Raw genomic sequence first — 24218 nt, forward strand, 5'->3', positions numbered from 1 at the left:
CAATTGGAAGCGGGCTGCGGATCGATCACGTCCACTGATCTGACGATTTCCTGTTGACCGATTGGTTCAATCTCTTGCACCATTCTGGCTACACGCTGCACCACATTGTCGGAACAGGAGACCACAAGATGAAAGTGGTCCGGGCCACGGAGGAGACAGTATGAAGTCCAAACGCGTAGCGATCATCGGTGCCGGCCCCTCGGGACTGGCGCAAATGCGTGCCTTTCAGTCCGCCCGGGAGAAGGGCGAGGAGATTCCAGAAATCGTCTGCTTCGAGAAGCAGAGCAACTGGGGCGGCCTCTGGAACTACACCTGGCGCACGGGCCTGGATGAACGGGGCGAGCCCGTCCACTCCTCCATGTATCGCTATCTGTGGTCCAACGGACCCAAGGAGGGCCTGGAGTTCGCCGACTATACCTTCGATGAGCATTTCGGGCAGGAGATCGCCTCCTATCCGCCGCGCGCGGTGCTCTTCGACTACATCGAGGGGCGTGTGCTGAAGGCAGGCATCCGTGATTGGATCCGCTTCAACACCCCGGTGCGTTTCGTGCGCTACAACGAGAGCGACGGCACCTTCACGGTCACGGCGCACGACCAGATCAAGGATACCACCTACGAGGAGACCTTCGACCACGTCATCTGCGCGTCGGGTCACTTCTCCACGCCCAATGTGCCCTACTACGAGGGCTTTGAGGGCTTCAACGGTCGGATCCTCCATGCCCATGATTTCCGGGATGCCCGGGAGTTCCGCGACAAGGACCTGCTGATCCTGGGCTCCTCCTATTCCGCCGAGGACATCGGATCGCAGTGCTGGAAGTACGGCGCCAAGTCGATCACGGTGGCTTATCGCAACGCGCCCATGGGCTTCGCCTGGCCCGACAACTGGGAAGAGGTGCCTGCGCTGGTGCGTGTTGACGGCAACACGGCCTATTTCAAGGACGGTTCCTCGCGGCAGGTGGACGCGATCATCCTCTGCACCGGGTACCAGCACTTCTTCAACTTCCTGCCGGACGACCTGCGGCTGAAAACGGCGAACCGCCTTGCGGCGGCCGATCTCTACAAGGGGGTCGTCTTCGTCAAGAACACCAAGATGTTCTACCTCGGCATGCAGGATCAGTGGTTCACCTTCAACATGTTCGATGCCCAGGCCTGGTGGGTGCGTGACGCCATTCTGGGCAAGATCGCGATCCCTGAGGACAGGAGCGTGCTGGAGAAGGACGTCGAGGAGCGGGTTGCCCTTGAGGACGCCGGCGGCGGGGACGCCAGCCATGCGATCAAGTACCAGGGCGACTATATCAAGGAACTGATCGCCGAGACCGACTACCCGAGCTTCGATGTCGACGGAGCCTGTGAGGCCTTCTACGCCTGGAAGAAGCACAAGAAGGAAGACATCATGGGCTTCCGCAACAAATCCTACCGTTCGGTGATGACCGGCAAGGTATCGCCCGCCCACCACACGCCGTGGAAGGATGCGCTGGACGATTCCCTAGAAGCCTACCTCCAGAGGACGCCGTCCGAATCCCGTGATGCCGAGGTCATCTCGCTGCACAAGCAGCGCGCAGCGGCCGGAGCCTGATCCGGCTTCGGAGAAGCCGGGCCAAATCTACGCATTCACCCTGAGACCCATGGGTTCAGGGTGAGTGCGATCCCGTTTCCAGGCAAGGAAACGCGTGCTGGGCCTGCGGCGTGTCGGCGGCGCGGGCTTCGGCGAACAGCCAGTCCCGCACCACCTGGGCGGCACCGCTTGGGACGTCGCCGCGACGCTGCAGCAGGAAGTAGCCGGAGCGGGTGCGAACGCTCTCCGCCAGCGGCTTGATGAGCGAGCCCTCGGCCAGATGGCAGTCCACCAGATAGCGCCAGCCGAGTGCGACGCCCAATCCGTCGACGGCGGCCTGGATGGACAGAGCGTAGGTGTTGAAGCTCAGGCTGGGCATCTCGCTGCTGTCGGCCATGCCCTTGCTCTTCAACCAGCGGCTCCAGTCCATCCACTCGCTGTGGTGACTGGCCACAGTAATTAACGTACAGCGGCGTAAAGCCTCGAGGTCATGGAGCTTGCGGTCCGTGGCGTAGTCTGGCGCGCAGACGGGAAAGACCTCTTCACTCAACAGCAACTCGGCCTCGAAATCCGGCCAGGCCCCTTCGCCGCGCAGGATGACCAGGTCATGCTCCCCGGCCAGGGCTTCGGCGTCGATATCCGTCGAGACCAGGTGGATATCGAGGTTCGGATGATCCTGGCGCAGGCGGCGCAGGCGCGGCATCAGCCAGAGGGTTGAAACCGATTGGGTGGCGGCCAGCGTGACCCGGGGCCGCTCCACTGCTTCGCGCAGGCCTTCGAGGCCCTGTTCCACCTGATCCAGCGCCAGGCTCACATGCTGCAGGAAAGCCTGACCTTCACGCGTCAGGACCACCGAGCGATAGCGCCGGTGGAACAGTCGGGCGCCCAGATGCTCTTCGAGCAATTTGATCTGCCGACTGACCGCGGCTTGGCTCAGGTTGAGCCGCGCAGCAGCCGCAGTGAAGCCGCCCAATCTGGCGGCCGCTTCAAAGGCAATCAGATAATCGAGCGGCGGCAGTCTGTTCTGGCGTCTTCGCATAAGTTTTCCTGAGGCTGAGCCTCAGACAATGCTGCTTTACGCCCCTCTCCTGTCAACCGACTAATGGCCGGAATTGCGAAGGAGGACGCAAAAATGGGCGTATTGCAGCAGTTCGAAACGCCTCAGGTGCGTGGCGGCGTCCTGGTACCTGGGTTGCCGCTGCTTCCACCGGGCACGGAACGCCACCCTGTTCCCGGGGGCGGGTCACGCACACTGGCGATCGAAGTGGGCGACGAGATCACCGTCGTCAACCGAGAGGGCCTGCAATCCTGCGAACTTGTCTTCTTCGACCCGCAGGGCCGCAGCAATTCCGGCCTGCTGGGCGTGCAGACGTCCCATCAACCTGAGGGCTTGCGCGCGATCTTGAATTCCGCGGAGCCTTCTGCGCGGCGGGTGCGCGCCGCGCTCGAGAAGTCCGGCTTCGACCTCGCAAACGCCACCTGCATCCGACTTTTCGGCCCCGGATCACGGGCCGGCGACAGCGCCAGCTTCACGGCGGAGGGGCCGGGTCTGCTCATCGTCGCTGCTCCCGGCGGACCGATGGCCGTGGACGCGCAGAACCCGCCCACCGACCTGGTGGCCTATGTGAAGCGCGCGCGCCCCGTTCAGCGCAAAGGGGGGCAAGCACCGCCCGATCCCCTGGCCGACCCTCTCACCGATATCAACATTCAGCCGGGCCAGGCCCGGACCTATGAGGTGAAGAAGGGACAGTACATCCAGGTGCTGGATGTGCAGGGTCGGGAGTGTTCCGATTTTCAGGCGCTGGATCTGCGGGCGGTCGAGAAGGGGCGTATCGCCGACATCGACCCGACCACGACGCGCAGCCTGAGCGGCTCGCTCTATCCCCGACCTGGCCTCTTCGCGAAGTACTACTCGGTCGACATGCAGCCGCTGGTGGAGATCGTGCAAGACACCTGCGGCCGGCATGACACCTTCGGCCTGGCCTGCACCGCGCGCTACTATGAGGACCTGGGCTATCCGGGCCACGTCAACTGTTCCGACAACATCAATCGGGAGTTCGAGCGCTATGGTCTGCCCCCGCGCGGCGGCTGGCCCGCGATCAATTTTTTCTTCAACACCCTGCTGGACGACGCCAATGCCATCGGCATGGACGACCCCTGGTCGCGCCCCGGCGACTTCGTGCTGGTGCGCGCCCTGACCGACCTGCTGTGCGTTTCCACCGCCTGTCCCTGCGACGTGGATCCCGCCAATGGCTGGAATCCCACCGACATCCAGGTGCGGGTCTATGACCAGCAGGAAGATTTCTCACGATCCATAGGTTTTCGCATGACTGCAGACGCCCAGGTGGAGCCCACCAAGAAGACGGCCTTCCACGACTGCTTCGCCGAACACACGCGCGATTTCGTCGAGTACAACGGCTACTGGCTGCCCAACCAGTTCAACGATCACGGCACGATCGCGGAGTACTGGGCCTGCCGCGAGAAGGCGGCAATCATGGACCTGAGCCCGCTGCGCAAGTTCGAGGTGACCGGCCCGGACGCTGAAGCGCTGATGCAACTCTGCGTCACCCGCAACATGAAGAAGCTGAGTGTCGGCCAGGTGGTCTATACCGCCATGTGCTACGAGCACGGCGGCATGGTGGACGACGGCACGGTCTTCCGTCTCGGCGACGACAATTTCCGCTGGGTCGGCGGCTGCGGCACGTCCGGGCTGTGGCTGCGCGAACAGGCGGAAAAGCACGGTATGGACGTCTGGGTGCGCTCCTCCACCGACCAATTGCACAACATAGCGGTCCAGGGGCCACTTAGCCGCGACATCCTGCGCGAGGTGATCTGGACGCCGGAGAACCGGACCACAGTGGAGGAACTGGGCGTCTTTCGCTTCACTGTCGGACGCATTGGCGACTTCCACGGTCCGGCCGTGGTGGTATCGCGCACCGGCTACACTGGCGAGTTGGGCTTTGAGGTCTTCTGCCATCCCAAGGATGCCCGCGAGGTCTTCGATGCCGTCTGGGCGGCCGGACAGCCGCATGGCCTGACGCCTTTCGGACTTGCGGCGCTGGACATGGTGCGGATCGAGGCGGGACTGGTCTTCGCAGGCTTCGAGTTCACCGACCAGACCAACCCCTTCGAGGCCGGCATCGGCTTCACGGTTCCGCTCAAGTCCAAGGAGGACGACTTCATCGGCCGTAAGGTGCTGGAGGAGCGCAAGGCGCATCCGACCCGCAAGCTTGTCGGCTTGGATCTGGTCGGCCACCAAGTGCCGTCCAGCGGAGACTGTGTGCGCATCGGCCGGGCCCAGGTGGGCGAGATCACCTCGGCTGTGCGTTCGCCGATCCTTGGCAAGGTCATCGCGCTCTGCCGTATGGACGCGACCCATGCCGAAGAGGGAACCCAAGTCGAGGTTGGGCAGCTCGACGGGCTCCAGAAGCGGATCCCGGCCACCGTGGTGCGCGCTCCGCACTTTGATCCAACCAAGGAGAGGGTCAAAGGCATCTACGCCTAAATATAACAAACAACAGTAGGGGAAGTTTAAAAGGAATGGAGATTCCGTATTTCGAGTTTTCGAGCACGAGCATGCTTTTGCTGCTCGCGGGTTTCTACGGGGGCACCTTTCTCTTGTCGCTTCTGGTGCGACACAAGAAGGAGAACGTTGACGGTTACATGGTCTCCAGCGGGCGGGTCGGTTTTGGCATTGCCGCCGCCAGCATGACGGCGACCTGGATCTGGGCGGCCTCCTTCTACGCCGCGGCCAGTTCCGGCTATACCTATGGCCTATCGGGCGCCATCCACTACGGTCTGTGGGGCGCCTTGATGATCCTCTTCATCTTCCCCTTCGGCCTGCGTTTCCGGCAGCTTGCGCCCAACGCGCACACGCTGGGCGAGCTGATCCACGCCCGTCACGGCTCCTCCAGCCAGTTGATCCTCGCGTTTTCCAATCTGCTGGGCAGTGCCATCAGCCTGATGGTGAACTTCACGGCCGCCGGCGCCCTGGTCGCGGTGCTGTCGCCGCTGTCCTTCACGCACGGCGTGCTGATCGCGGGCTTCGGCGTCCTGTCCTACACTCTGTGGTCCGGCTTCCGCGCCTCGATCCTGACCGACTTCGCGCAGCTGGTCTGCATGATGGCGGTTGCGGTTATCATCATTCCCTGGATCCTGTTCAGCCTTGGCGGGCCCAGCGTTCTCGCCGAAGGCATGAGTCGCTTGACGGCGGAGCAGGCCGATTTCTTCTCGCGCACGGCCATCCTGGAGCAGGGCGCGCCCTTCTTCGTCGCGGTGCTGGCCTATGCCATCGGCAATCAGACCATTGCGCAGCGGCTCTTCGCTGTGCGCCAGGACCTGATCAAGCCCACCTTCATCACGGCGACGATCGGCTACGGCGCGGTCGTGATCGGTCTCGGCATGCTGGGCCTGATGGCGCTGTTGATCGGCGTGGTGCCGGCAGACGGTGATCTGAACAACATCATCCCGCAGATGGCCTCGGGCTACTTGCCGCCTGTCCTGATCGCGCTCTTCTTCATCCTGGTGATCGGGTCGCTGTCGTCCACTGCAGACTCCGACCTCTCGGCGCTGTCGGCCATCATGATGACCGACGTCTACGGCAAGAACATCGCAAAGGGTCGTCCAGACCCGCGCAAGATGCTGCTGCTGGGCCGCATCACCATGATCGTGGCAACGATGATCGGGCTGATCCTGGCCAGCTTCTCGCTGGACATCCTGGTGATGCTGGTCTTCGTCGGTGCGCTCTGGGGTGCAATCGTTTTCCCGGTGATCTCGAGTTGTTACTGGGGGCGTGTCACCAACACTGCCTTCACGGCCGCGGTGCTCGGTGGATTGGCACTCTTCACCATCGCGCGCTTCGAGCTTCTGCCGATGGACGGCGTGATCGGCCTCCTCTTCGAACTGATCGCTGCAGTCGGTGGCGGTGTCGTGCTCGGCCTTATGACCTTCGCCTTCTTCGGGCGTACGGCCGGCATGGCGGTTGGTGTGATCATGACCCTGGTGCTGGCCTGGTACTTTGCCGGCTTCCTGGGCGATTACACCGTGCTGTTGGCCTCTCTGACCGCCTATGGGGCCAGCACGATCATCTGTGTCGCGCTGAGCCTGATGAGCAAGGAGGAGTTCGACTTCGCCCTCATCCCGCAGCGGGTGCAGCGCTTCCAGAAGAGCGACTCAACCCAAGCCGCCGAATAAGGAGAGATCACGATGGAAATGATTCTGACGCTCTACATCCTGGTCTGGCCCGTGATCTCCGCAGCGGTGCTGTTCGTGATCTGCAGGGCATTCCTCAAGGACCTGCGTGAGGCTCGTGAGGAATCGCGAGACCTGGTCTGAACCTTCGGGGGAGGCTTCGGCCTCCCCCATCCAGTCAGTTATCGGGCCACTCAACTATCCGGTTGATGGCAATGCAGGCGGCGCCAAGTGGCGCCGCTTGCTGCATCCACCTCCAGCAGAACCACAGGATAGCCCCAGAGGCGGGCGATGTGGTGCAGGACCAGCGTGGCGTCCGCTTCGTCCAGCCGGCGGCCATCGTAGACCTGATGCTGCAGCAGCAGCGTGCGGTCACCCTGTAGATCAGCGCCCACCACCTGGATGTCGGGCTCGTGCAGGGAGACATCGTACTGCCGGGCCAGCGCGCGGCGAATCTTCTGATAACCCTGCTCGTTGTGAATGGCGGCCACCAGGTAGTCCGGCTCGTCTTCCTCCCCGGTCAGCTCGAATAGCCGCAGCTTGCGGATTAGACTCGGGCTGAGGAACTGCAGCAGGAAGCTCTCGTCACGATACTCCACCCAGGCGTCGCGCAGCACCTCCATGGGCGTGCCGCAGCCGGCGATGTCCGGGAACCAGCTGCGATCCTCCTCGCTGGGCTCGCGGCAGATGCGCTCGATGTCGCGCATCATCTCGAATCCCAGCGTATAGGGATTGGCGCCGCCGAAGCGCGGATCGTCGAAGTCCGGCTGGAAGATCACCGCCGTGTGGGCGTGCAGGAACTCCAGATAGCCGCCGTCCGAGAGTTGCCCCTGCTCGTGCAGCCGGTTCATCACCCGGTAGTGCACGTAAGTGGCGCAGCCCTCGTTCATCACCTTGGTCTGCTTCTGCGGATAAAAGTACTGTGCCAGTTGGCGCACGATGCGCAGGATCTCGCGCTGCCAGGGCGCCAGGCGCGGGGCGTGCTTTTCCAGGAAGTAGAGCAGGTTCTCCTCGGGCAGGTCGAGCGCTTCGTCCGGTGCCGGCGCGTCCGGGCGGGCCCGCGGCGGTTCCGGCGCGTGCGGGCGGGTGCGGGTCCAGAGGTCGTCGTAGCTGGCCTCGGCATAGGCCCGACGTTCGCGTTCGCGCGCTTCGCTCCACTGGGGCCCGGTTCGCCGCTTGCGCTGATAGCGGTTGACCCCCTGGTCCATCAAGGCATGGGCCGCATCCAGCAGCCGTTCCACCGCTCGTGCCCCGTAGCGCTCCTCGCAGTGGGCGATGTAGCCCTTGGCGAAGGCGAGATAGTCCAGGATGGCATCCGCGTCCGTCCACTGGCGGAAGAGGTGGTTGTTGCGAAAGAAGTGATTATGGCCGAAGGCGGCGTGTGCCATGACCAGCGCCTGCATGGCCATGGAGTTGTCTTCCATGATGTAGCTGACACACGGATTGGCGTTGATCACGATCTCGTAGGCCAGCCCGCGCGCGCCCTTGCGGTAGAGCAGTTCATTGTGCGCGAACTGTTTGCCGAAGGACCAGTGATTGTACATCAGCGGCAGACCGATGGAGGCGTAGGCATCGAGCATCTGTTCGGCCGTGATCACCTCGATCTGGTTGGGATAGATCTCCAGCCCGAGTTCGCCCAGTGCGATGGCCTCGATGGCCTGATAGCTGCGCTCCAGGCTGTCGTAGGACCAGTCGCCGCCGCTGAACAAGGTGGTCATCGGCTCGGCTCCTCTCTCACGCGCGCTCGGTTTCCGGGGTGAAGAGCTCGCGGAAAACGGGGTAGATGTCACTGCGCTTGGCCACGCGCCGGGCGGCGAAATTGGCGTGGGACTCGCTGAAGGGTGCGTAGGTCTGCCAGAGGTTGGAGCGGGTGCGCAGCAACTCCCCGACCCCGCCGGCCACTTCGATGTAAGCGTAGTACTGGGTGAAGGGCAGAATGTCCTTTTCCAACAGGGCCGCCACCTGGGGCCCATCGGCTGTCATGTTGTCGCCGTCGGAGGCCTGGGCGGCATAGATGTTCCAGTCTGCTGGCGAATAGCGGGCGTCGATCACGCGGCGCATTTCCTCCAGCGCGGTGGAGACCAGCGTGCCGCCGGTTTCCCGGCTATAGAAAAAGGTCTCCTCGTCCACCTCCTCGGCCCGGTGGGTGTGGCGGATGAAGACGATCTCCACGTGCCGATAGCGCCGTTGGATGAAGAGGTAGAGCAGGGTGAAGAAGCGCTTCGCCAGGTCCTTCATCTCTTCCGACATGGAGCCGGAGACGTCCATCAGGCAGAACATCACCGCCTGGGTGACCGGCTTCGGTACAGCCTCGAAACGGTTGAAGCGCAGGTCGAGCGGATCGAGGAAGGGAATTTCCCGCGCGCGCCGGCGCAGCCGCTCCAGGCGCGCACGCAGCGCGATCAGCTCCGGGTCGTTCTCGGCCTCGGACTTCTCGGCCAGTTGTGCCTCGCGAGCCTCGATCTCGCGCTCCAACTCAGCCATTTCCCCTCGGCCCGGTCGCCGCAGGGCAATGCGCCGGGACAGGCTGTTGCGCATGGTGCGCAGCAGGTTGATGTTGGTCGGCGCGCCGCTGGCGGTGAAGCCGGCGCGCTGGTAGGAGACCTGTTCCGAGCGGGTGACGCTCTTCTTCATCAGGTCGGGCAGTTGCAGGTCTTCCAGGAAGATGTCCAGGAACTCTTCGCGCGACAGCACGAAGGTGAAGGCGTCTTCGCCCTCGCCGTCGGGGCTGCCCTCGCGGCCCCCGCTGCCGCCGCCTTCGGGCGGACGGCGCACGCGATCACCCTGGCGGAAGTGCTTGTTGCCCGGCAACACGCCGTCTTGCTGGCCTGTACGCGGATCGTGACGCAGCCGGGGTTCATGCAGGCTGTCGGCTGGGATGACGATCTTCTCCTCGCCCGGCATGTCCCGGATGCTGCGGTCGGAGGACGCCTGGCGCACCGCCTCGGTGACCTGCCGCTTGGCGCGGCGCATGAAGCGTTGCCGGTTGGCCAGGCTCTTACCTTGCGGGTTGCGTCGCCGATCGAAGATCCGCACTGCCTGCTCCCCCGGCCTAGCCGGCCTGCTTCACTCGCATGTACCACTCCACCAGCCGTCGGACCTGACGCTGGGTATAGCCACGGGCCACCATGCGCTCGACGAACTCGCTGTGCTTGCGCTGGGTTTCGGACTCCTTCTTGCTCTCGAAGCTGATCACCGGCAGCAGGTCCTCCACCTGGCTGAACATGCGCCGCTCGATCACCTCGCGGATCTTCTCGTAGGAGGTCCAGGAAGGGTTACGCCCAGCGTTCTGTGCGCGTGAGCGCAGGGCAAACTTCACCACCTCGTTGCGGAAGTCCTTGGGGTTGGCGATGCCCGCCGGCTTCTCGATCTTGCTGAGCTCCTGGTTCAGCAGCTCGCGATCCATCATCTGGCCCGTGTCCGGATCTTTGAAGTCGTGGTCCTCAACCCAGGCATCGGCATAGTCGAGATAGCGGTCGAAGAGGTTCTGACCGTAATCGTGATAGGACTCCAGGTAGGCCTTCTGGATCTCGTTGCCGACGTACTCCGCGTAGCGCGGCGCCAGCTCGCCCTTGATCATCTCCAGATAGCGCCGTTCCGTCTCCTCGGGGAACTGCTCCAGACGCACTGCCTGCTCCAGCATGTACATGAGGTGCACCGGGTCGGCCGCCACCTCCGTTGCGTCGTAGTTGTAGGTGCGCGAGAGCACCTTGAAGGCGAAGCGGGTGGACAGCCCCTCCATGCCCTCATTGACCCCGGCGGCGTCGCGATACTCCTGGATCGACTTGGCCTTTGGGTCGCTGTCCTTCAGGCTTTCGCCGTCGTAGACCCGTAGCTTGGAGAAGAGATCGGAGTTCTCGTGCTCCTTCAGGCGGGTGAGCACGCTGAAGCGTGCCAGCATGTGCAGCGTGCCCGGTGCGCAGTCCGCCTCAGCCAGTTCACTGTTGCGGATGAGCTTGTCGTAGATCTTCTCCTCCTCACTCACCCGCAGGCAGTAGGGCACCTTGATGACCGAGACGCGGTCCAGAAAGGCCTCGTTGTTCCGGTTGTTGCGGAAGCTCTGCCACTCCGACTCGTTGGAGTGGGCCAGGATGATGCCCTGGTAGGGGATGGCGCCGATGTTCTCGGTGCCCACGTAGTTGCCTTCCTGGGTGGCGGTGAGCAGGGGGTGCAGCACCTTGATTGGCGCCTTGAACATTTCCACGAATTCCAGCAGCCCCTGGGTCGTGCAGTTGAGGCCGCCGGCATAGCTGTAGGCGTCGGGATCGCTCTGGCTGAAGTACTCCAGCTTGCGGATGTCGACCTTGCCGACGAGGTTGGAAACGTCCTGATTGTTCTCGTCGCCCGGTTCGGTCTTGGCCACGCCGATCTGGCGCAGTTTGGAGGGATAGACCTTGGCGACGGTGAAGCGGGCCAGGTCGCCGTCGAACTCGTCGAGGCGCTTCACTGCCCAGGGGGAAATCAGGCCGGTTAGTTTGCGCTGGGGGATGCCGAAACGCTCTTCCAGCTTGGGCCCCATGCGCTCGGGATCGAAGAGGCCGAGCGGGCTTTCGTAGATCGGGCTGATCTCATCCCCGGCCTTGAGCACATAGATGGGGTGGACCTCCATCAGGCTCTTCAGCCGCTCAGCCAGCGACGACTTGCCGCCGCCCACGGGGCCGAGCAGGTAGAGGATCTGCTTGCGCTCCTCCAGACCCTGGGCCGCGTAGCGGAAGTAGCCCACCAGGCGCTCGATTGTTTCTTCCATGCCGTAGAAATCATGGAAGGCCGGATAGACTTTGATCGTCCGGTTCATGAAGATTCGGCCTAGGCGCGGGTCTTTCGATGTGTCGAGCACCTCGGGCTCACCGATAGCGGCCACCATACGCTCGGCCGCCGAAGCATAAGCCATGGAGTCTTCGGCACAGAGTTCGAGATACTCCATCAGGCTCATCTCGGACTGCTTGCGGGTCCGGTAGTTCTCCGTGTAGTCGGAAAAGACATCCAGCATGACCCAAGTCCCTCGCTGCGGTATGACGGGCGTAAAATTTCGGTACTTCTGCGCGTTCACCCTCGTCGTATAAAGAAATCGAAAATCAACTGAAGCGTTCCATAAACAATGCTCCCCTTCTGCCGGCGCACCTATCGCAATTCCGCGTTATTTCGGGTCGCGATGTGTATACGGTCAAAAGGGGTGGCGGCATCCCCGCCGAGACCGAGTGGTATCAAGCGGGAGCGGCCGGGGCGTCGCCCGACCCTTTTTGGCCGTAGCCTTACCATAAGGATATAGGCCCGCCAGGCCGCCACGCCATCCCCCCATCGCCTGCTTCATCGCCTGCTCCCAAGGAAGTCACCGTCGTCGTTCTGTAATCGATCCTTCAATGAAGGATCGCCAAAGCGTGATCCCTTTGTCGCACGCCGCAGCGATGGTGTGCCCGCACCACGGCAGCTGCGGAGCAGATCATGACGCTGGGATTGGAATTGCGCGGTCTCGACAAGAGTTTCGAGCCGGAGAACCCCGTCCTCCGAGGCATCGACCTCTCGATCCGGCGCGGGGAGTTCGTTTCCCTGGTGGGCTCGTCGGGATGCGGCAAGTCCACCTTGCTGCGGATCATCGCGGGGCTCGAGCAGGCAGACGGCGGCCGGGTGGCCATTGACGGCCGCGAGGTGACGTACCTGGAGCCGAAGGCGCGGCGGATCGCCATGGTGTTTCAGAGCTACGCGCTCTACCCGCACATGACCGTGGCAGCCAACATTGCCACGCCTCTGATCATGTCCCGCCTTCACTTTCTGGCCCGGCTTCCGCTGCTCGGCGCGCTTGCGCCGGGACGCAGACAGGTCCGCAGCACCATCGACCGGGCGGTTGAAGAGGTCGCAGACCAGCTCGAGATTCGGCCCCTTCTGGGGCGCAAGCCTGCCCAGCTTTCCGGCGGGCAGCGTCAGCGTGTCGCTCTGGCGCGCGCCATGGTCCGACAGCCGTCGCTGTTCCTCATGGATGAGCCTCTGTCCAATCTGGATGCCAAGCTGCGGGTCCATATGCGCGGCGAGTTGACCGATCTGCATCGGCGCGTCGGCGCGACCTTCGTGTACGTCACCCACGATCAGGTCGAAGCGATGACCATGTCGGACCGGATCGCCCTGATGGAGCGCGGGGCCATCCTGCAGTTCGGCACGCCAAGCGAACTCTACAGTGCGCCGGCGAACCTGCGTGTGGCGCAGTTCATCGGCACTCCCTCAATCAACTGCTTTCCTGCCGAGATCGACAGCGCCGGGACCGTCAGCTGTCTCGGCCGACCCGTTTCGGGAATGGTGACGTCGGAAACCCGGCAGCGGGCAAGCCTGGCCGTACGGCCGGAGAGCATCCGGCTTTCCGCCCGATCCGAGGATGTGGTCTTTGGGGCCACCCTGCGGCGCATCGAGCACCATGGCAGCGAATACATCCTGTTCGCCGAGCCACAGGGACGTGACCAACTGGTGCGAATTCGGGTCTCCGGCGCAGCCCTGGAGGGACAGCCGCTGGCCGAGGGACAGGCGCTGACCATTGCCTTCTCTGCGGCTGATGCTCATCTGTTCGGCTCGGATGATCGGCGCATGGACGTCAGCCTGTTCGATGCCCCGGTGAGGCTGCAGTCGGCATGAGCGCCATCAGTCTTCCCACCGACATTTCTCGCCGTCGTGATCGAAGGCGTGGTTACGCGGAGAGCTTAAAAGGTTGGACCTTCGTCAGTCCGGCCGCCCTCTTGCTGATGCTGATCTACCTGGTGCCGCTTGCGATGCTCCTGGCGCTCAGTGTGACTGATTACCAGTTGGGCGCAGTGGTCACGGGCTTCGTCGGGCTGGACAATTTTGAGCGCGCCTTCGCTGACCCCGTGTTCCAGCGCGCCTTCAGCAACACGCTGCTTTACGTCGCCATCGTCATTCCCTTCGGTGTGGGGCTGGCGCTGGTCATCGCAATCCTGATCCACCAGCGTCGCCGCACCCGCTCGCTCTACGAGATAATCTACTTTCTGCCCGTCACCGCGACGCTCGTGGCCATGGCGACAGTCTGGCAGTTCATCCTGCACCCGCGTCTGGGGCCGGTGAACAAGCTGCTGCAGACACTGGGGCTGCCGGAGACTCACTTCCTGTCTGATCCCGCGCTGATCGTTCCGACTTTGGCGGCGATCGGCGTCTGGCAGGTCGTGGGCTTCAACGTCATCCTGTTCCTGGCTGGCCTCACGGCCATTCCGCGTGAGCTCTACGATGCGGCGCGGGTGGATGGCGCGTCGGCGCCACTGGACCGCTTCCTCACCGTCACCTGGCCGCAACTCGGTCCGACGACGATGTTCGTGACCGTCACCACCTCGATCACCGCCTTCAAGGTCTTTGAGACCGTGGCGGTTCTGACCAAGGGGCAGCGGGGCACCGAAGTGCTGCTCTATGCCATCTACCTCGAAGGCTTTCAGTACTTCGAGATGGGCTACGCCGCCGCACTGACGCTCGTCTTCATGACCTTCGTGCTGCTGCTGTCGGTTTGGCAGACCTTCCACCTCGATCGCCGGGTCCACTACTGATGCGCAAATTTCCCTCTCCCCTTGCAGGGCTCACGCCGCTGTTGTCGCATCTTGTCCTGCTGATCGGTGCAGCCTTCATCCTGCTGCCCTTCTTTTGGATGGTGCTGACATCGATCCGTTCCCCTTCCGAGATATTCAGCGTCAGCTTCTGGCCGATCCCACGTGAGTTCTACGGGTGGGAAAACTACGGCGAGGCCTTTGGCATGGTGCCGCTGCTGCGCTTCATGCTGAACGGGGTGATCGTCTGCCTGGGCATTCTCGTGGTGCAGCTGCTTGTCGCCGTACCTGCTGCCTATGCCCTGGCCAAGCTTCCCTTTGCCGGCCGGCGACTGCTCTTCGCGTTGGTGGTTGGCGCGCTTTGTGTCCCGATGCAGGTGCTGGCCCTGCCGCTCTTCATGGGCCTCGCGGAGTTCAATCTGCTGAACACCTACTTTGCGATGATGCTGCCCTTCTTCCTGTCGGTCTTCGCAATCTTTCTCTTCCGCCAGACCTTCAAGAGCTATCCCGACGAAATCATTCAGGCGGCCCGGCTGGACGGCTTCACGGAGCTGGAGATCTGCTGGCGGCTGGTCGCGCCCTCGGCCTTGCCTGCCATCTCGGCTTTTGCCGTCTTTTCGCTCGTGGCCCACTGGAACGATCTCTACTGGCCGATGATCGTGGTCTCGGACACCAAGCTCGCGCCGCCTCCGCTCGGGATGCTCTTTTTCACAAATGCCGAGGCCGGCTCCAACTACGGCGCGCTCATGGCCGGTGCAACCGTGCTCACAGCCCCGCTTGTGGTCGCCTTCCTCTTCGCCAGGCGCCAGTTCATCCAGGGCATCACCATGACCGGCGTCAAGTAGCGCCCGCGGCCTCCTCCTTCCTCTCTTTTCTCAATCGATCAGCCCATAGTGGAGAATAAGAATGCGACACCTTCGAAGCGGATTGCTTTGCGCCACACTTGTCGCGGGCGTGTTTGCGACATCGGCCTCGGCGCAGGACGTCATCTTGGACGTGCTCTACTGCAATCCCAGCTTCTCCCGCTTTCATGAGCCGATTGCCGAAGCCTTCATGGAGCAGCATCCGGAGATCGGGATCAACTTCCTGGCCCCTTGCGCCAACTACGATGAGGGGCATCAGCAGATGCTCCGCAACGCGGTGACCAATCAGCTTCCCGACGTCTACTATTCCGGTTTCCACCTGCTCAGCGAACTGACCGGCCGGCTCGCGGAGCGTGGTCAGATCATTGAACTGGGGCCGCTGCTGGAGGAAGAGGGCGAGGAGTTCATCAACGCCAACTTCGATCCGAAGCTGCTGGCGCTCGGGCGGGTGGATGACGTTCAGTACGGCATCCCCTTCAACGCCTCTTCACCGATCATCTATTTCAACGCCGACCTGGTGCGCCAGGCCGGTGGTGATCCGGAGAACATGCCGTCCAAGTGGGATGACCTGGTCGAACTGGCCGCGGACATCAATGAACTGGGCTCTGATATCAGCGGGATCGCCTATGACATTCATGCTTGGCCGGACGACTGGCTCTGGCAGGCTTTGATCTACCAGCAAGGCGGCGCATTGATCTCGGAGGATGAAGCCTCCGTTGGCTTCAACAACGAACTGGGCCTGAACGCGCTGTCGATCAGCCGGCGGCTGGTAGCGGAAGGCGGCATGGAACTGATCGATCGCGACCAGTCCATGCAGCAGTTCGGCGCAGGCCTCACGGGCATCTATTTTGCCACGCCGGCACAGCTCGCGCGGGTTAGCGGCCTCGTCGGCGAGCGTTTCGATCTGCGCACCGCGGTTTTCCCGCTCGACAATCCTGAGGAGGGCGGCGTTCCCACCGGCGGCAATGCCGTCATCGTTCTGAGCGATGAGGCGGAGAAGCAGGAGGCGGCCTGGAAGTTCGTGACCTTCGTTACGGGTCCCGAAGCACAGTCCATTGTGGTGCAGACGGCGGGATACCTGCCGACCAACCGGCGTGCGTTGGGCGAGGACTATCTGGCGCCCTTCTACGAGGCCAACCCGAACTTTGCCACGGCACCGAGCCAGATCGATCGTTCCTGGCCGTGGGTCGGCTACCCGGGCGGAGAGTCCGTGCGAATCTGGCGCACCCAACGCGATCTGATTGCCTCAGTCATGCGCGGTGACCTGAGCGTGGAGGAGGGGCTGGAGCAGATTGTCAGCGAAACCGAAGCGCTGATGCGCTGAATGCCTCGGAGGGGAGAGGCTCTGATCGAGCCTTTCCCGTCCCGTCGAAGGACAGGTCATGAAGATCATACAGCTTACCGATACCCACCTGGTGGAGCCGGGCGCGCGGCTCTACGGCATGGACCCTTGTGATCGCGTGCGCCAGTTGGTGACGCACATCTGCGAGCATCAAGCCGACGCGGACCTGCTGGTCATAACCGGCGACATAGCGAACGACGGCAACCTGGACGCCTATCGCCAGCTGCGAGAGGTGCTGTCACCCTTGCCGATGCCCTGCCGGCTCCTGCTCGGCAATCACGACCGGCGCGACACCTTTCTGGAAGCCTTCCCCGAGTCACCCGTCGACGAGAATGGTTTCGTTCAGTCGGTGCAGGATCTGGAGAACCCCTCCTTGCGCCTGCTCTTTCTCGACAGCCAGGCGCCGGGAGTGATCGGCGGCATCTACTGCGCCGACCGGCTGCGCTGGCTGCACACGCGCCTTCAGGAGCGACCGGACGTGCCGGTGGTGGTCTTCCTGCACCATCCCCCGGTCCCCCACGGCATGCGGCACTTCAAGCACATCGGTTTCCATGACGGCGAGTCGGTGATGACACTGCTGCGTGCCCATCCGGGCGGTGTCCGCCACATCATATTCGGTCACATCCACGTGCCGCTGTCGGGCGTCACGAGCGACGGGATCCCCTTCAGTGCCGGACGCGGCTCGAATCACCAGTTCATCCCCGGTTTCGATGATCCGACGCCGTTTTGGACCTCAGCGCCGCTCAACTACAGCATCATCACCTTGAACGAGGAAGGGGTGTTCGTGCACGGCTATGACATGATCGAGTGCGAGGGCATCGTGCGCGCCCGCAACTGCCTGGGTCCCTGAGCCCTTTCAGCCGCCCGACGGCTCGAGACCCAAATCAATCAGTTCGTATGCCGTCCGGTCCGGTGCGCCCGGCGCGAAGCGCCAGATCGGTTTCCGGTTCGTGTCAGCGGGCAGGGCGATCAGGCTGCTGCAGAGGGTGCCGAAGCCGCTGGGCAGACTGACGGTCATGGCGCTGGCCGGCCCTTCGCCGGGCAGTGTTTCGCGACTGGCCAAGAGGGCTTCCCAGGCCTGCCAGTTGCCCTGCTCCGGATCGGGCGTGGTGGCCGCGCGCCAGCGATCGAGGTAGAGGCGCTGGCGCGGGCTGCCCCGGGTGTCGTTGCGGTCGTGGGCGGTGATCATGGAGAGCCCCGGCGGCAGGGGCTGGACCACCACCTCGCTTTCATCGCCCAGATGGCGGACCCAGTAGGCATCCCGGTTGTCGGCTACCACGGCATTGAAGCTACGGTATGCGCTGGGCTCGATGTCCGCCAGTGCCTCAGCCGCGTCGCGGGCGTCGGCGTGATCCAGCGCTTCCAGCACCAGTTCCCCCCGGCTGCGCTTGCCCGGCGCTGGCCCCAGGCTGCCGTAGCGGTTGAGCATGCAGGCGACGAGGCCGTGGTCGTTCAGGCCCATCCAGGAGCCGCCCGAAAGCAGGTCCTGGCCCGCGACGACTTCGGAGCGGTCTTCCCAGTGTCGGCCAGGGGGCAACCAGGGGCGTTCGGCCATTTCGTCGCGGTTGCTGGCCAGCAGCAGGGGCCAATCGGTGCCGGGGCGTTGCAGAATCACGAGTGTGCACAAGGTGGGAGGCGTCCTTTGCGCGTTGTTCACCTCCGGTCTACATTAAAGCGGTAGAGCCGATTCACGTCTCTGTTCGGATCGCTTCGCGCGTCCGATGTGAGATGATCGGCTCTAGCACTTCGGGACGTGAGGCGGCAAGCTGCAGCGCGTCCCTACCAGCCGATCGAAGGCCAGCCGAACGAAGGATAACCAGATGAGCTTCAGTGACCGCGAGAAGGCATTCGAGGATAAGTTCAAGCACGATCAGGAATTGCAGTTCAAGGTCGAGGTCCGGCGCAACAAGCTGGTCGGTCTCTGGGCCGCTGAACTGATGGGCATGAAGGGCCCGGAGGCCGATGACTATGCCCGCGAGGTCATCTCCGCCGACTTCAGCGAACCCGGCATCGAGGACGTGGTGCGCAAGGTCTTCGCCGATCTTCAGGAAAAGAACATCGATCTCTCCGAGCATCGCCTGCGCAAGAAGATCGAAGAACTGACGGCCACGGCAAAACATCAGCTGATGTCCGAGTGAGCGCGAACGTCGCCGCCATGAGCCATCCTGCGCTGTCCGAGCCGGCGATCGCGGAACTCTATCGCTTTGACTGCGCCGGCCAGCTGCCGTTGTGCGAGGCGGGAGAGCCGGCATCTTTCCGCTTTCTGAACAGTGCGGGGCAGGCGCCGGCGGTCCTGATCTGCGACCATGCCTCGCGGCGCATTCCGGCGCGGCTCGAGCGACTCGGCCTCGATGGGGCCGAGCTCGCCCGACACATCGCCTGGGACATCGGCGTGGCGGAGGTGGCCGCGCAGCTCGCACCGGCGCTGGACTGCCCCTGCGTGCTGTCGGATTTCTCCCGCCTGGTCATCGACGCCAATCGGCGCACCGGCTCGAGCGGTTCGATACCGGCGGTCAGCGATGGGACAGAGATTCCCGGCAACCGCAATCTGGGAGAGGTGCACCGGCGCGCGCGGGTCGAGCAACTCTTCAAGCCCTACCACGCCGCTGTCTCACGTCAGATCGAGGCAAAGCTCGCAGAGGGCCGGCCGCCGCTTCTGATCTTCCTGCATTCCTTCACACCGGTGATGGATGGCTTCCGGCGGCCTTGGGAGATCGGCATTCTCTGGAACGAGGATGACCGCATCGCCCGGCCGCTGATCGAGGCGCTGCGGGCGCGGGGGCTGACGGTGGGCGACAATGAACCCTATTCCGGCGCCTCGAGCGAGGACTACGGCCTGCACGCCCACGGTGAGGGGCGGGGCCTGCCCTCTGCGCTCATCGAATTGCGCCAGGATCTGGTGGACACTCGCGAGGGCGTGCAGCGCTGGGCGCGGATTCTGCGCGACGTGCTGAAGCCCCTGCTTGCGCAGCAGCGCGATATGGCCAACATCCCCTCAGAGGGACAGACCTGAGAGACACAGCAAGGGATTTTTTATTATGTCCGATAAGTTCGACAGCGCCACCCGCACCGAACTGGAAGCGGCTGCCTTTCGCCGCCTGGTCGATCATCTGCGCGAACGCACCGATGTGCAGAACATCGACCTGATGAATCTCTCCGGCTTCTGCCGCAACTGCCTGTCGCGCTGGTACCAGGAGGCCGCCAACGAAAAGGGGCTGGACCTGGACAAGGAGGAGGCGCGCGAGATCGTCTACGGCATGCCCTACGCGGAGTGGCGCGCCAAGTATCAGAGCGAAGCCACGCCGGAGCAGAAGGCGGCCTTCGAGAAGTCCCACGCCAATCACGGCTGATTGTTGGAAATGCGCTGCGGGAGGTCGTTGTGCAGCGGCCTCCCGCTCGCTAGGTTCCCTCAACCTTCATGGGCGGTGAGCCGGTGCGGCGGCCGACCGGGGCAACGGCTGGCGCTCGCCGGACCGTCCGCTTTATCCTCACAGCGAGTCTCTTGGCATGAGTGAAGCAGTAACCACCAATGACGTCGGCGGCGTTGCCGGCGATCGTCTGCGATCCTTCGTTGAGCGCGTCGAGCGCCTCGAGGAGGAGAAGAAGACCTTGCAGGAAGATATCAAGGAGATCTACGCCGAGGCCAAGAGCTCCGGCTTCGACGTCAAGATCCTCCGCCAGATCATCCGCATCCGCAAACAGGACAAGGAAGAGCGCCAGGAGCAGGAAGAGCTGCTGGAACTCTACAAGGCCGCGCTCGGCATGGAGTGACGCACGGCCCATCAGCGGGCTTGAGTGCAGGGGAGGGGAGAGGTCAATGCAGGATAGTGCCACCGTCGTTTCGCCGCAGTTGCCGAAGATCGCCTGGGGGCGCGGCCTCTACCTCCACGACACCGACGGCAAGGTTTATCTCGACGGCTCCAGCGGTCCGGCGGTCTATTGCATCGGGCACGGCAATGCGGAGGTGAACGAGGCGATCAAGGCCCAGCTCGACCGTGTCGCCCATGGTTACCGCTACAGCTTCACCAGCGACCCGCTGGAGGAACTGACCGAGATCATCACCCGCCGCTGCGCCGAAGGGGGCGGCGAGGGCCTGGAGCGGATGGTCTTTGTCTCCGGCGGGTCGGAGGCGGTGGAATCCTGCCTGAAGATCGCACTGCAGTACCAGAGTGCGCGCGGGGCCCACACCCGACACAAGTTCATCGCTCGTCAGCGCTCCTGGCACGGCAACACGCTGGGTGCGCTCTCTTGCTCCGGTTTTGCCGCCCGGCGCGAGCCTTTCGAGGGCAGCCTGCTGGATGTGCCGCTGCTCTCCCCGGTGAACAGCTATCGCCCGCCCAAGGGCGTGGCCGCCGAGGATGTGGCGCAGTGGTGTGCAGACGAGCTGGAGCGGGAAATCCTGCGCCAGGGGCCGGAGCGCATTGCGGCCTTCATCTTCGAACCGGTGGTGGGCGCGGCCGGCGGCTGCGTTCCCGCCCCGCCGGGTTATGCCGCCAAGGTGCGCGAGATCTGCGATCGCTACGAGGTGGTGATGATCGCCGATGAGGTCATGTGCGGCAGCGGCCGCTGTGGCACCTGGCGCGCCTTGCAGCACGACGGCGTGGTGCCGGACGTCATGTCCGTGGCCAAGGGATTGGCCGCGGGCTACATGCCCTTGGGCGCCGCCGTTTATCACCGCCGGATCGGCGAGGTGATTGAGGCGGCGCACGGAGCGGTCTCCACCGGCCACACCTTCACCGGCCACACGGCAGCCTGCGCTGCCGGCGTCGCCGTGCAGCGCATCGTCGAGCGCGAGAAGCTGGTGGAAAAGGTGGCCGCCGAAGGGCCGCTGCTGCATCGCCTTCTGGGCGAGGCTTTGGAAGGCGTCGAGGCAGTGGGTGACATCCGCGGCCGCGGCTTCTTCCAGGCGGTGGAACTGGTGGCCGACCGCGAGACCAAGGAACCTTTCCCGGCCGAACTGCAGGTGCACCTGCGCGTGCGCCAGGCGGCGCTTGACCGTGGTCTGATCTGCTATCCCGTGGGCGGCAATGTGGACGGGCGCCGCGGTGACCACGTCATCCTGGCGCCGCCCTACAACGTCACGGAAGCCGAGCTGGCCGAGATCACCGGCCGCCTGGGCGAGGCTGTTCGCGCCGTGGTCGCCGAGGTGTCCGGCCGAGCGTGAGGCGGCGTGGGCCGGAAGCCAAACACCAATTCTGCACGTCCGAACGGCGGACCACAACGGTTCACAGTCGGCCGCCCGGATGGTGTCGCCGGCCTCCAGGCGGCATCATTCGTGCTAGTACTACAGTTGCATTTTCTGCCGCATTCTTCGATGGCATTCAGCGGCATTGACTTGATGCCGTCGTCGCCACCACGACCAAGTCCATATGAAAGCGGCATTGCTGGGCGGCGTGAACAGCAACCTGATCATCAGGTAGCGGATTTCCGAGGCGGTGAGCATATCGGCTACGCGGAAGCTCACGCAGCGGCGCTTGGACTCGTTTTGTCCCATTTGCTGAAGGCAGCGCGGCGCTGATCGGCGGAAAGCCTGGCAAGGAAAGCAGCTGCCGCCATGACGAGGCTGACATGACGATGCCAGCCATGCCAGGAGCGGGCTTCGCAGTGGTCGAGCCCGAGATCGTCTTTTGCCCGCAGGAAGCACTCCTCGATCGTCCAGCGCAGCCCGGCCGCCCCGGCGAGGTCCGTCAGTGAAGTGCCAGCGGGTGCGTAGGCGAAGTAGTAGGCCAGTTTTGTTGGCTCGGCCTGGCTTCGGCGCACCAGAACCCAGCGCTCTAAGCCGTCTTCACGAGCCTCCCCGAATGGAATTCTGGCCCAGTCATAGAGCCGGGGCCCCTTCGCCCCCTCGCCAGCAGCCAGGGAGTGCCACTGGTCAGCCTTAAGCTCATCGGCGAGGGTGGCAGGGTCGCTCTGTACCAGTGTCCAGTCGTCGACGAACCGCAGGGTATGGTTGGAACGGATGGCTAGAACGTAGGCTTGTCCACGCTCCTCAAGCATGCGCCTGAAGCGGTGATCGCTGCCGTAAGCCGCGTCCGCCAAGACCCAGGCGCAAGACACGCCTCCATCGAGGGTCCGGGCGACCATCTCACGCGCCATGGCGGGCTTTGTCGCAAACTCGATATCTTCCGGCACGCCTGCCTTTGCCCGCCGCTCAGGGTCGAACGCCCAGCTCTTGGGCAGGTAGAGCTGGCGATCGATCAGGGCCTGGCCGAAGCGACTGGCATAGGACAGGAAGACGCCAATCTGGCAGTTGTCGATTCGGCCTGCCGTCCCGGAGTACTGCCGCGCAACGCCAACCGAATGCGCGCCCTTCTTCACAAAGCCGGTATCGTCAACAACCAGCACGCCATCGCGATCACCAAGGGCTTCCCAGACATAGTCTCGCACTATGTCGCGCAGCAAATTAGCCGACCAGCGGCTGCGCCCAAGCAGAGACTGGATGCGGTAGGGTCGAGAAAGCCCTGCCTGCTCAGCCAGCATCCAGCCGGTCTTGCGCTCCGCAGGCGACAGCAACCCCTCGATGAATGCAGAGGCTGATTTCCGTGTCTCCGAGCGCCCGAAAGCGGGGGCCAGCCGCTCCTTCAATACTTCAAGAGAGCCTTTCCAGTCGACCAGTGTCCCTGCCCATTCCGCCACCGACATCGTTTCGTCTCCCCTGTTCCACGATGGCCCAAGGAATCAGAACAAACGAAGAAGCGCAACTGTAGTACTAGATGGAGGATGAGCGAAGCACTTGCGCGCAGACACGCACATGAGCTGACCCTGATTGACGTGGCGCGACTGGCTCGTAGTCGGACAAGCCGCGCCACGCGTGTGATTACTTGTACTCCACCAAGATCTCGCGGTAGTGCGTGCTTCCCGCGTTACGCGCCTTGTGCTTGGCGGGAACACGGAGGCCCTTTCCGGGCTCTGACAGAATTTCCAGGAAACCATCTTCAAGCTTGAGCGAGTAGACGGTTCCTGTGGGCACGTCCAGTGTTCCCAAATCCTTGCCGTGTTCATCGAACACCTGAAGAGCTGTACCCGCTATCGCATACCACATGTAGCTGTGCTCGTGGGTGTGAATCGGCGTTTCTTCTCCCGGCGCGAGTTCAAAGTTCCAAACGATCACCTTGTCGTTCTCGAAAATTTTCTCGCTTCCAACACCAGCCACGTTTCTCTCCCTATAATTTGTTTGGACTTTCGGGCGCTGTCGGCTGTTTTCTGCAGCCGCTGGTGCGCGCCACCGAGCTTAGTCTCCTCCAAACGGTGTAAGCGGTCAATCAACATGGAAACGAGGCTGCTCTGTCGCCCGTTATGCTGCTTTGGCTATCTACTGCAATCAGAAGTTCGTTTTTGGATGCAGGTGCGGGCCGCCTTGTCCCGATCCTGCAACCTGCGTCGCACCCTCGCTGAAGACAGAGGGGCGCGGGATCTCCGACGGACGCTCTCCCAGCATAGACGCACAGGTTGATGGACTGACTGTACTTAGCTGTGAGTGCGGATCTGGGTCAGGTAGAGTGCCTGGCTGAAAGCCTGCAATGGCCCGCATGCAACGAGAGCTGTGGTTCCCGCTGAAGTGGCGAAATCTCCTGACCCTCGGCGCCATCGTGGCCCTCACTAGGCTATTTCCTCCAGGTTCTGGAGGTCTGGTGACGGTGGCAGGCTTCGCTCAGGCCGCCAAGCACGTGTGCTTCCCCTTGGCCGCGCGCGTCTCCAGCCACAAATACGGGCCGCGCGCTGGATGCGGGCAGCCTAAG

Annotated in this window: 21 protein-coding genes; 14 read left to right on the top strand and 7 right to left on the bottom strand. The window is 63.4% G+C overall.

Going from position 1 to position 24218, the window contains the following annotated elements; genetic code table 11:
- The first annotated feature begins 160 nt into the window (after window positions 1–160).
- Window positions 161–1576: a trimethylamine monooxygenase gene (locus P2G67_RS08160; protein WP_275821881.1), complete on the top strand. Its 1416-nt coding sequence runs from the start codon at window positions 161–163 to the stop codon at window positions 1574–1576.
- A 55-nt stretch (window positions 1577–1631) separates the two neighbouring features.
- Here the strand turns inward: P2G67_RS08160 and P2G67_RS08165 are convergent, their stop codons facing one another.
- Window positions 1632–2594 (bottom strand): LysR substrate-binding domain-containing protein, encoded by a 963-nt coding sequence (locus P2G67_RS08165; RefSeq protein ID WP_275821883.1) that lies wholly within the window; start codon window positions 2592–2594, stop codon window positions 1632–1634.
- 93 nt (window positions 2595–2687) lie between these two features.
- On the opposite strand from P2G67_RS08165, the gene P2G67_RS08170 reads away from it, so the two are divergent.
- The 3 genes from P2G67_RS08170 (at window position 2688) to P2G67_RS08180 (ending at window position 6889) form a co-directional block, all read left to right on the top strand.
- A complete protein-coding gene (locus tag P2G67_RS08170; RefSeq protein ID WP_275821885.1) occupies window positions 2688–5060 on the top strand; it encodes a trimethylamine N-oxide demethylase in 2373 nt (790 codons plus the stop codon).
- 71 nt (window positions 5061–5131) lie between these two features.
- On the top strand, window positions 5132–6748 hold the full coding sequence (locus P2G67_RS08175; RefSeq protein ID WP_275821887.1) for a sodium:solute symporter family transporter: 1617 nt from the start codon (window positions 5132–5134) through the stop codon (window positions 6746–6748).
- A 12-nt stretch (window positions 6749–6760) separates the two neighbouring features.
- A complete protein-coding gene (locus P2G67_RS08180; RefSeq protein WP_275821889.1) occupies window positions 6761–6889 on the top strand; it encodes a putative transporter small subunit in 129 nt (42 codons plus the stop codon).
- Window positions 6890–6939: 50 nt separating this feature from the next.
- On the opposite strand, the gene P2G67_RS08185 is transcribed toward P2G67_RS08180, so the two are convergent.
- The 3 genes from P2G67_RS08185 to P2G67_RS08195 are packed head-to-tail and all read right to left on the bottom strand — an operon-like array spanning window position 6940 to window position 11735.
- A complete protein-coding gene (locus tag P2G67_RS08185; protein WP_275821891.1) occupies window positions 6940–8463 on the bottom strand; it encodes a SpoVR family protein in 1524 nt (507 codons plus the stop codon).
- Between the two features lie 16 nt (window positions 8464–8479).
- Window positions 8480–9781, bottom strand: coding sequence for a YeaH/YhbH family protein (locus P2G67_RS08190; RefSeq protein WP_275821893.1), 1302 nt, complete (start codon window positions 9779–9781; stop codon window positions 8480–8482).
- 16 nt (window positions 9782–9797) lie between these two features.
- Window positions 9798–11735 (bottom strand): PrkA family serine protein kinase, encoded by a 1938-nt coding sequence (locus tag P2G67_RS08195; RefSeq protein ID WP_275821895.1) that lies wholly within the window; start codon window positions 11733–11735, stop codon window positions 9798–9800.
- 452 nt (window positions 11736–12187) lie between these two features.
- Here P2G67_RS08195 and P2G67_RS08200 point away from each other — a divergent pair, with 452 nt between their 5' ends.
- The 5 genes from P2G67_RS08200 to P2G67_RS08220 all read left to right on the top strand — a co-directional run bounded on the left by P2G67_RS08200 (window position 12188) and on the right by P2G67_RS08220 (window position 17329).
- Window positions 12188–13363 carry an ABC transporter ATP-binding protein gene (locus P2G67_RS08200; RefSeq protein WP_275821897.1) on the top strand — a complete coding sequence of 392 codons (1176 nt, stop codon included), beginning with the start codon at window positions 12188–12190 and terminating at the stop codon, window positions 13361–13363.
- Entirely contained in the window at window positions 13360–14277 is a 918-nt protein-coding gene (locus P2G67_RS08205) for a carbohydrate ABC transporter permease (protein WP_275821899.1), read from the top strand. Before P2G67_RS08200 ends, P2G67_RS08205 begins: the two co-directional genes overlap by 4 nt.
- Window positions 14277–15119, top strand: coding sequence for a carbohydrate ABC transporter permease (locus tag P2G67_RS08210; RefSeq protein ID WP_275821901.1), 843 nt, complete (start codon window positions 14277–14279; stop codon window positions 15117–15119). The genes P2G67_RS08205 and P2G67_RS08210 overlap by 1 nt, the downstream gene beginning before the upstream one ends.
- A 61-nt stretch (window positions 15120–15180) precedes the next feature.
- A complete protein-coding gene (locus tag P2G67_RS08215) occupies window positions 15181–16461 on the top strand; it encodes an ABC transporter substrate-binding protein (protein ID WP_275821902.1) in 1281 nt (426 codons plus the stop codon).
- Between the two features lie 58 nt (window positions 16462–16519).
- Window positions 16520–17329 (top strand): phosphodiesterase, encoded by an 810-nt coding sequence (locus tag P2G67_RS08220; RefSeq protein WP_275821904.1) that lies wholly within the window; start codon window positions 16520–16522, stop codon window positions 17327–17329.
- 6 nt (window positions 17330–17335) lie between these two features.
- Here the strand turns inward: P2G67_RS08220 and P2G67_RS08225 are convergent, their stop codons facing one another.
- Entirely contained in the window at window positions 17336–18106 is a 771-nt protein-coding gene (locus P2G67_RS08225) for an NRDE family protein (protein ID WP_275821906.1), read from the bottom strand.
- 193 nt (window positions 18107–18299) lie between these two features.
- Between P2G67_RS08225 and P2G67_RS08230 the strand changes: the two genes are divergently transcribed.
- The 5 genes from P2G67_RS08230 to P2G67_RS08250 all read left to right on the top strand — a co-directional run bounded on the left by P2G67_RS08230 (window position 18300) and on the right by P2G67_RS08250 (window position 21643).
- Window positions 18300–18617 (top strand): DUF1476 domain-containing protein, encoded by a 318-nt coding sequence (locus tag P2G67_RS08230; protein WP_275821908.1) that lies wholly within the window; start codon window positions 18300–18302, stop codon window positions 18615–18617.
- Entirely contained in the window at window positions 18614–19492 is an 879-nt protein-coding gene (locus P2G67_RS08235; RefSeq protein WP_275821910.1) for an N-formylglutamate amidohydrolase, read from the top strand. The genes P2G67_RS08230 and P2G67_RS08235 overlap by 4 nt, the downstream gene beginning before the upstream one ends.
- Window positions 19493–19517: 25 nt before the next feature.
- Window positions 19518–19829, top strand: coding sequence for a DUF1244 domain-containing protein (locus P2G67_RS08240; protein ID WP_275821912.1), 312 nt, complete (start codon window positions 19518–19520; stop codon window positions 19827–19829).
- A gap of 157 nt (window positions 19830–19986) precedes the next feature.
- Window positions 19987–20250, top strand: a complete 264-nt coding sequence (locus tag P2G67_RS08245; protein ID WP_275821914.1) for a DUF2312 domain-containing protein — start codon at window positions 19987–19989, stop codon at window positions 20248–20250.
- A gap of 46 nt (window positions 20251–20296) precedes the next feature.
- A complete protein-coding gene (locus P2G67_RS08250; protein ID WP_275821916.1) occupies window positions 20297–21643 on the top strand; it encodes an aspartate aminotransferase family protein in 1347 nt (448 codons plus the stop codon).
- 296 nt (window positions 21644–21939) lie between these two features.
- On the opposite strand, the gene P2G67_RS08255 is transcribed toward P2G67_RS08250, so the two are convergent.
- Both P2G67_RS08255 and P2G67_RS08260 read right to left on the bottom strand, forming a co-directional pair.
- Window positions 21940–23121 (bottom strand): IS701 family transposase, encoded by a 1182-nt coding sequence (locus tag P2G67_RS08255; RefSeq protein ID WP_275821918.1) that lies wholly within the window; start codon window positions 23119–23121, stop codon window positions 21940–21942.
- A 175-nt stretch (window positions 23122–23296) separates the two neighbouring features.
- Window positions 23297–23632 carry a hypothetical protein gene (locus P2G67_RS08260; protein ID WP_275821920.1) on the bottom strand — a complete coding sequence of 112 codons (336 nt, stop codon included), beginning with the start codon at window positions 23630–23632 and terminating at the stop codon, window positions 23297–23299.
- Between the last annotated feature and the right edge of the window lie 586 nt (window positions 23633–24218).

It is taken from the genome of Aquibaculum arenosum (assembly GCF_029222965.1).
GTDB lineage: Bacteria > Pseudomonadota > Alphaproteobacteria > Kiloniellales > DSM-21159 > Aquibaculum > Aquibaculum arenosum.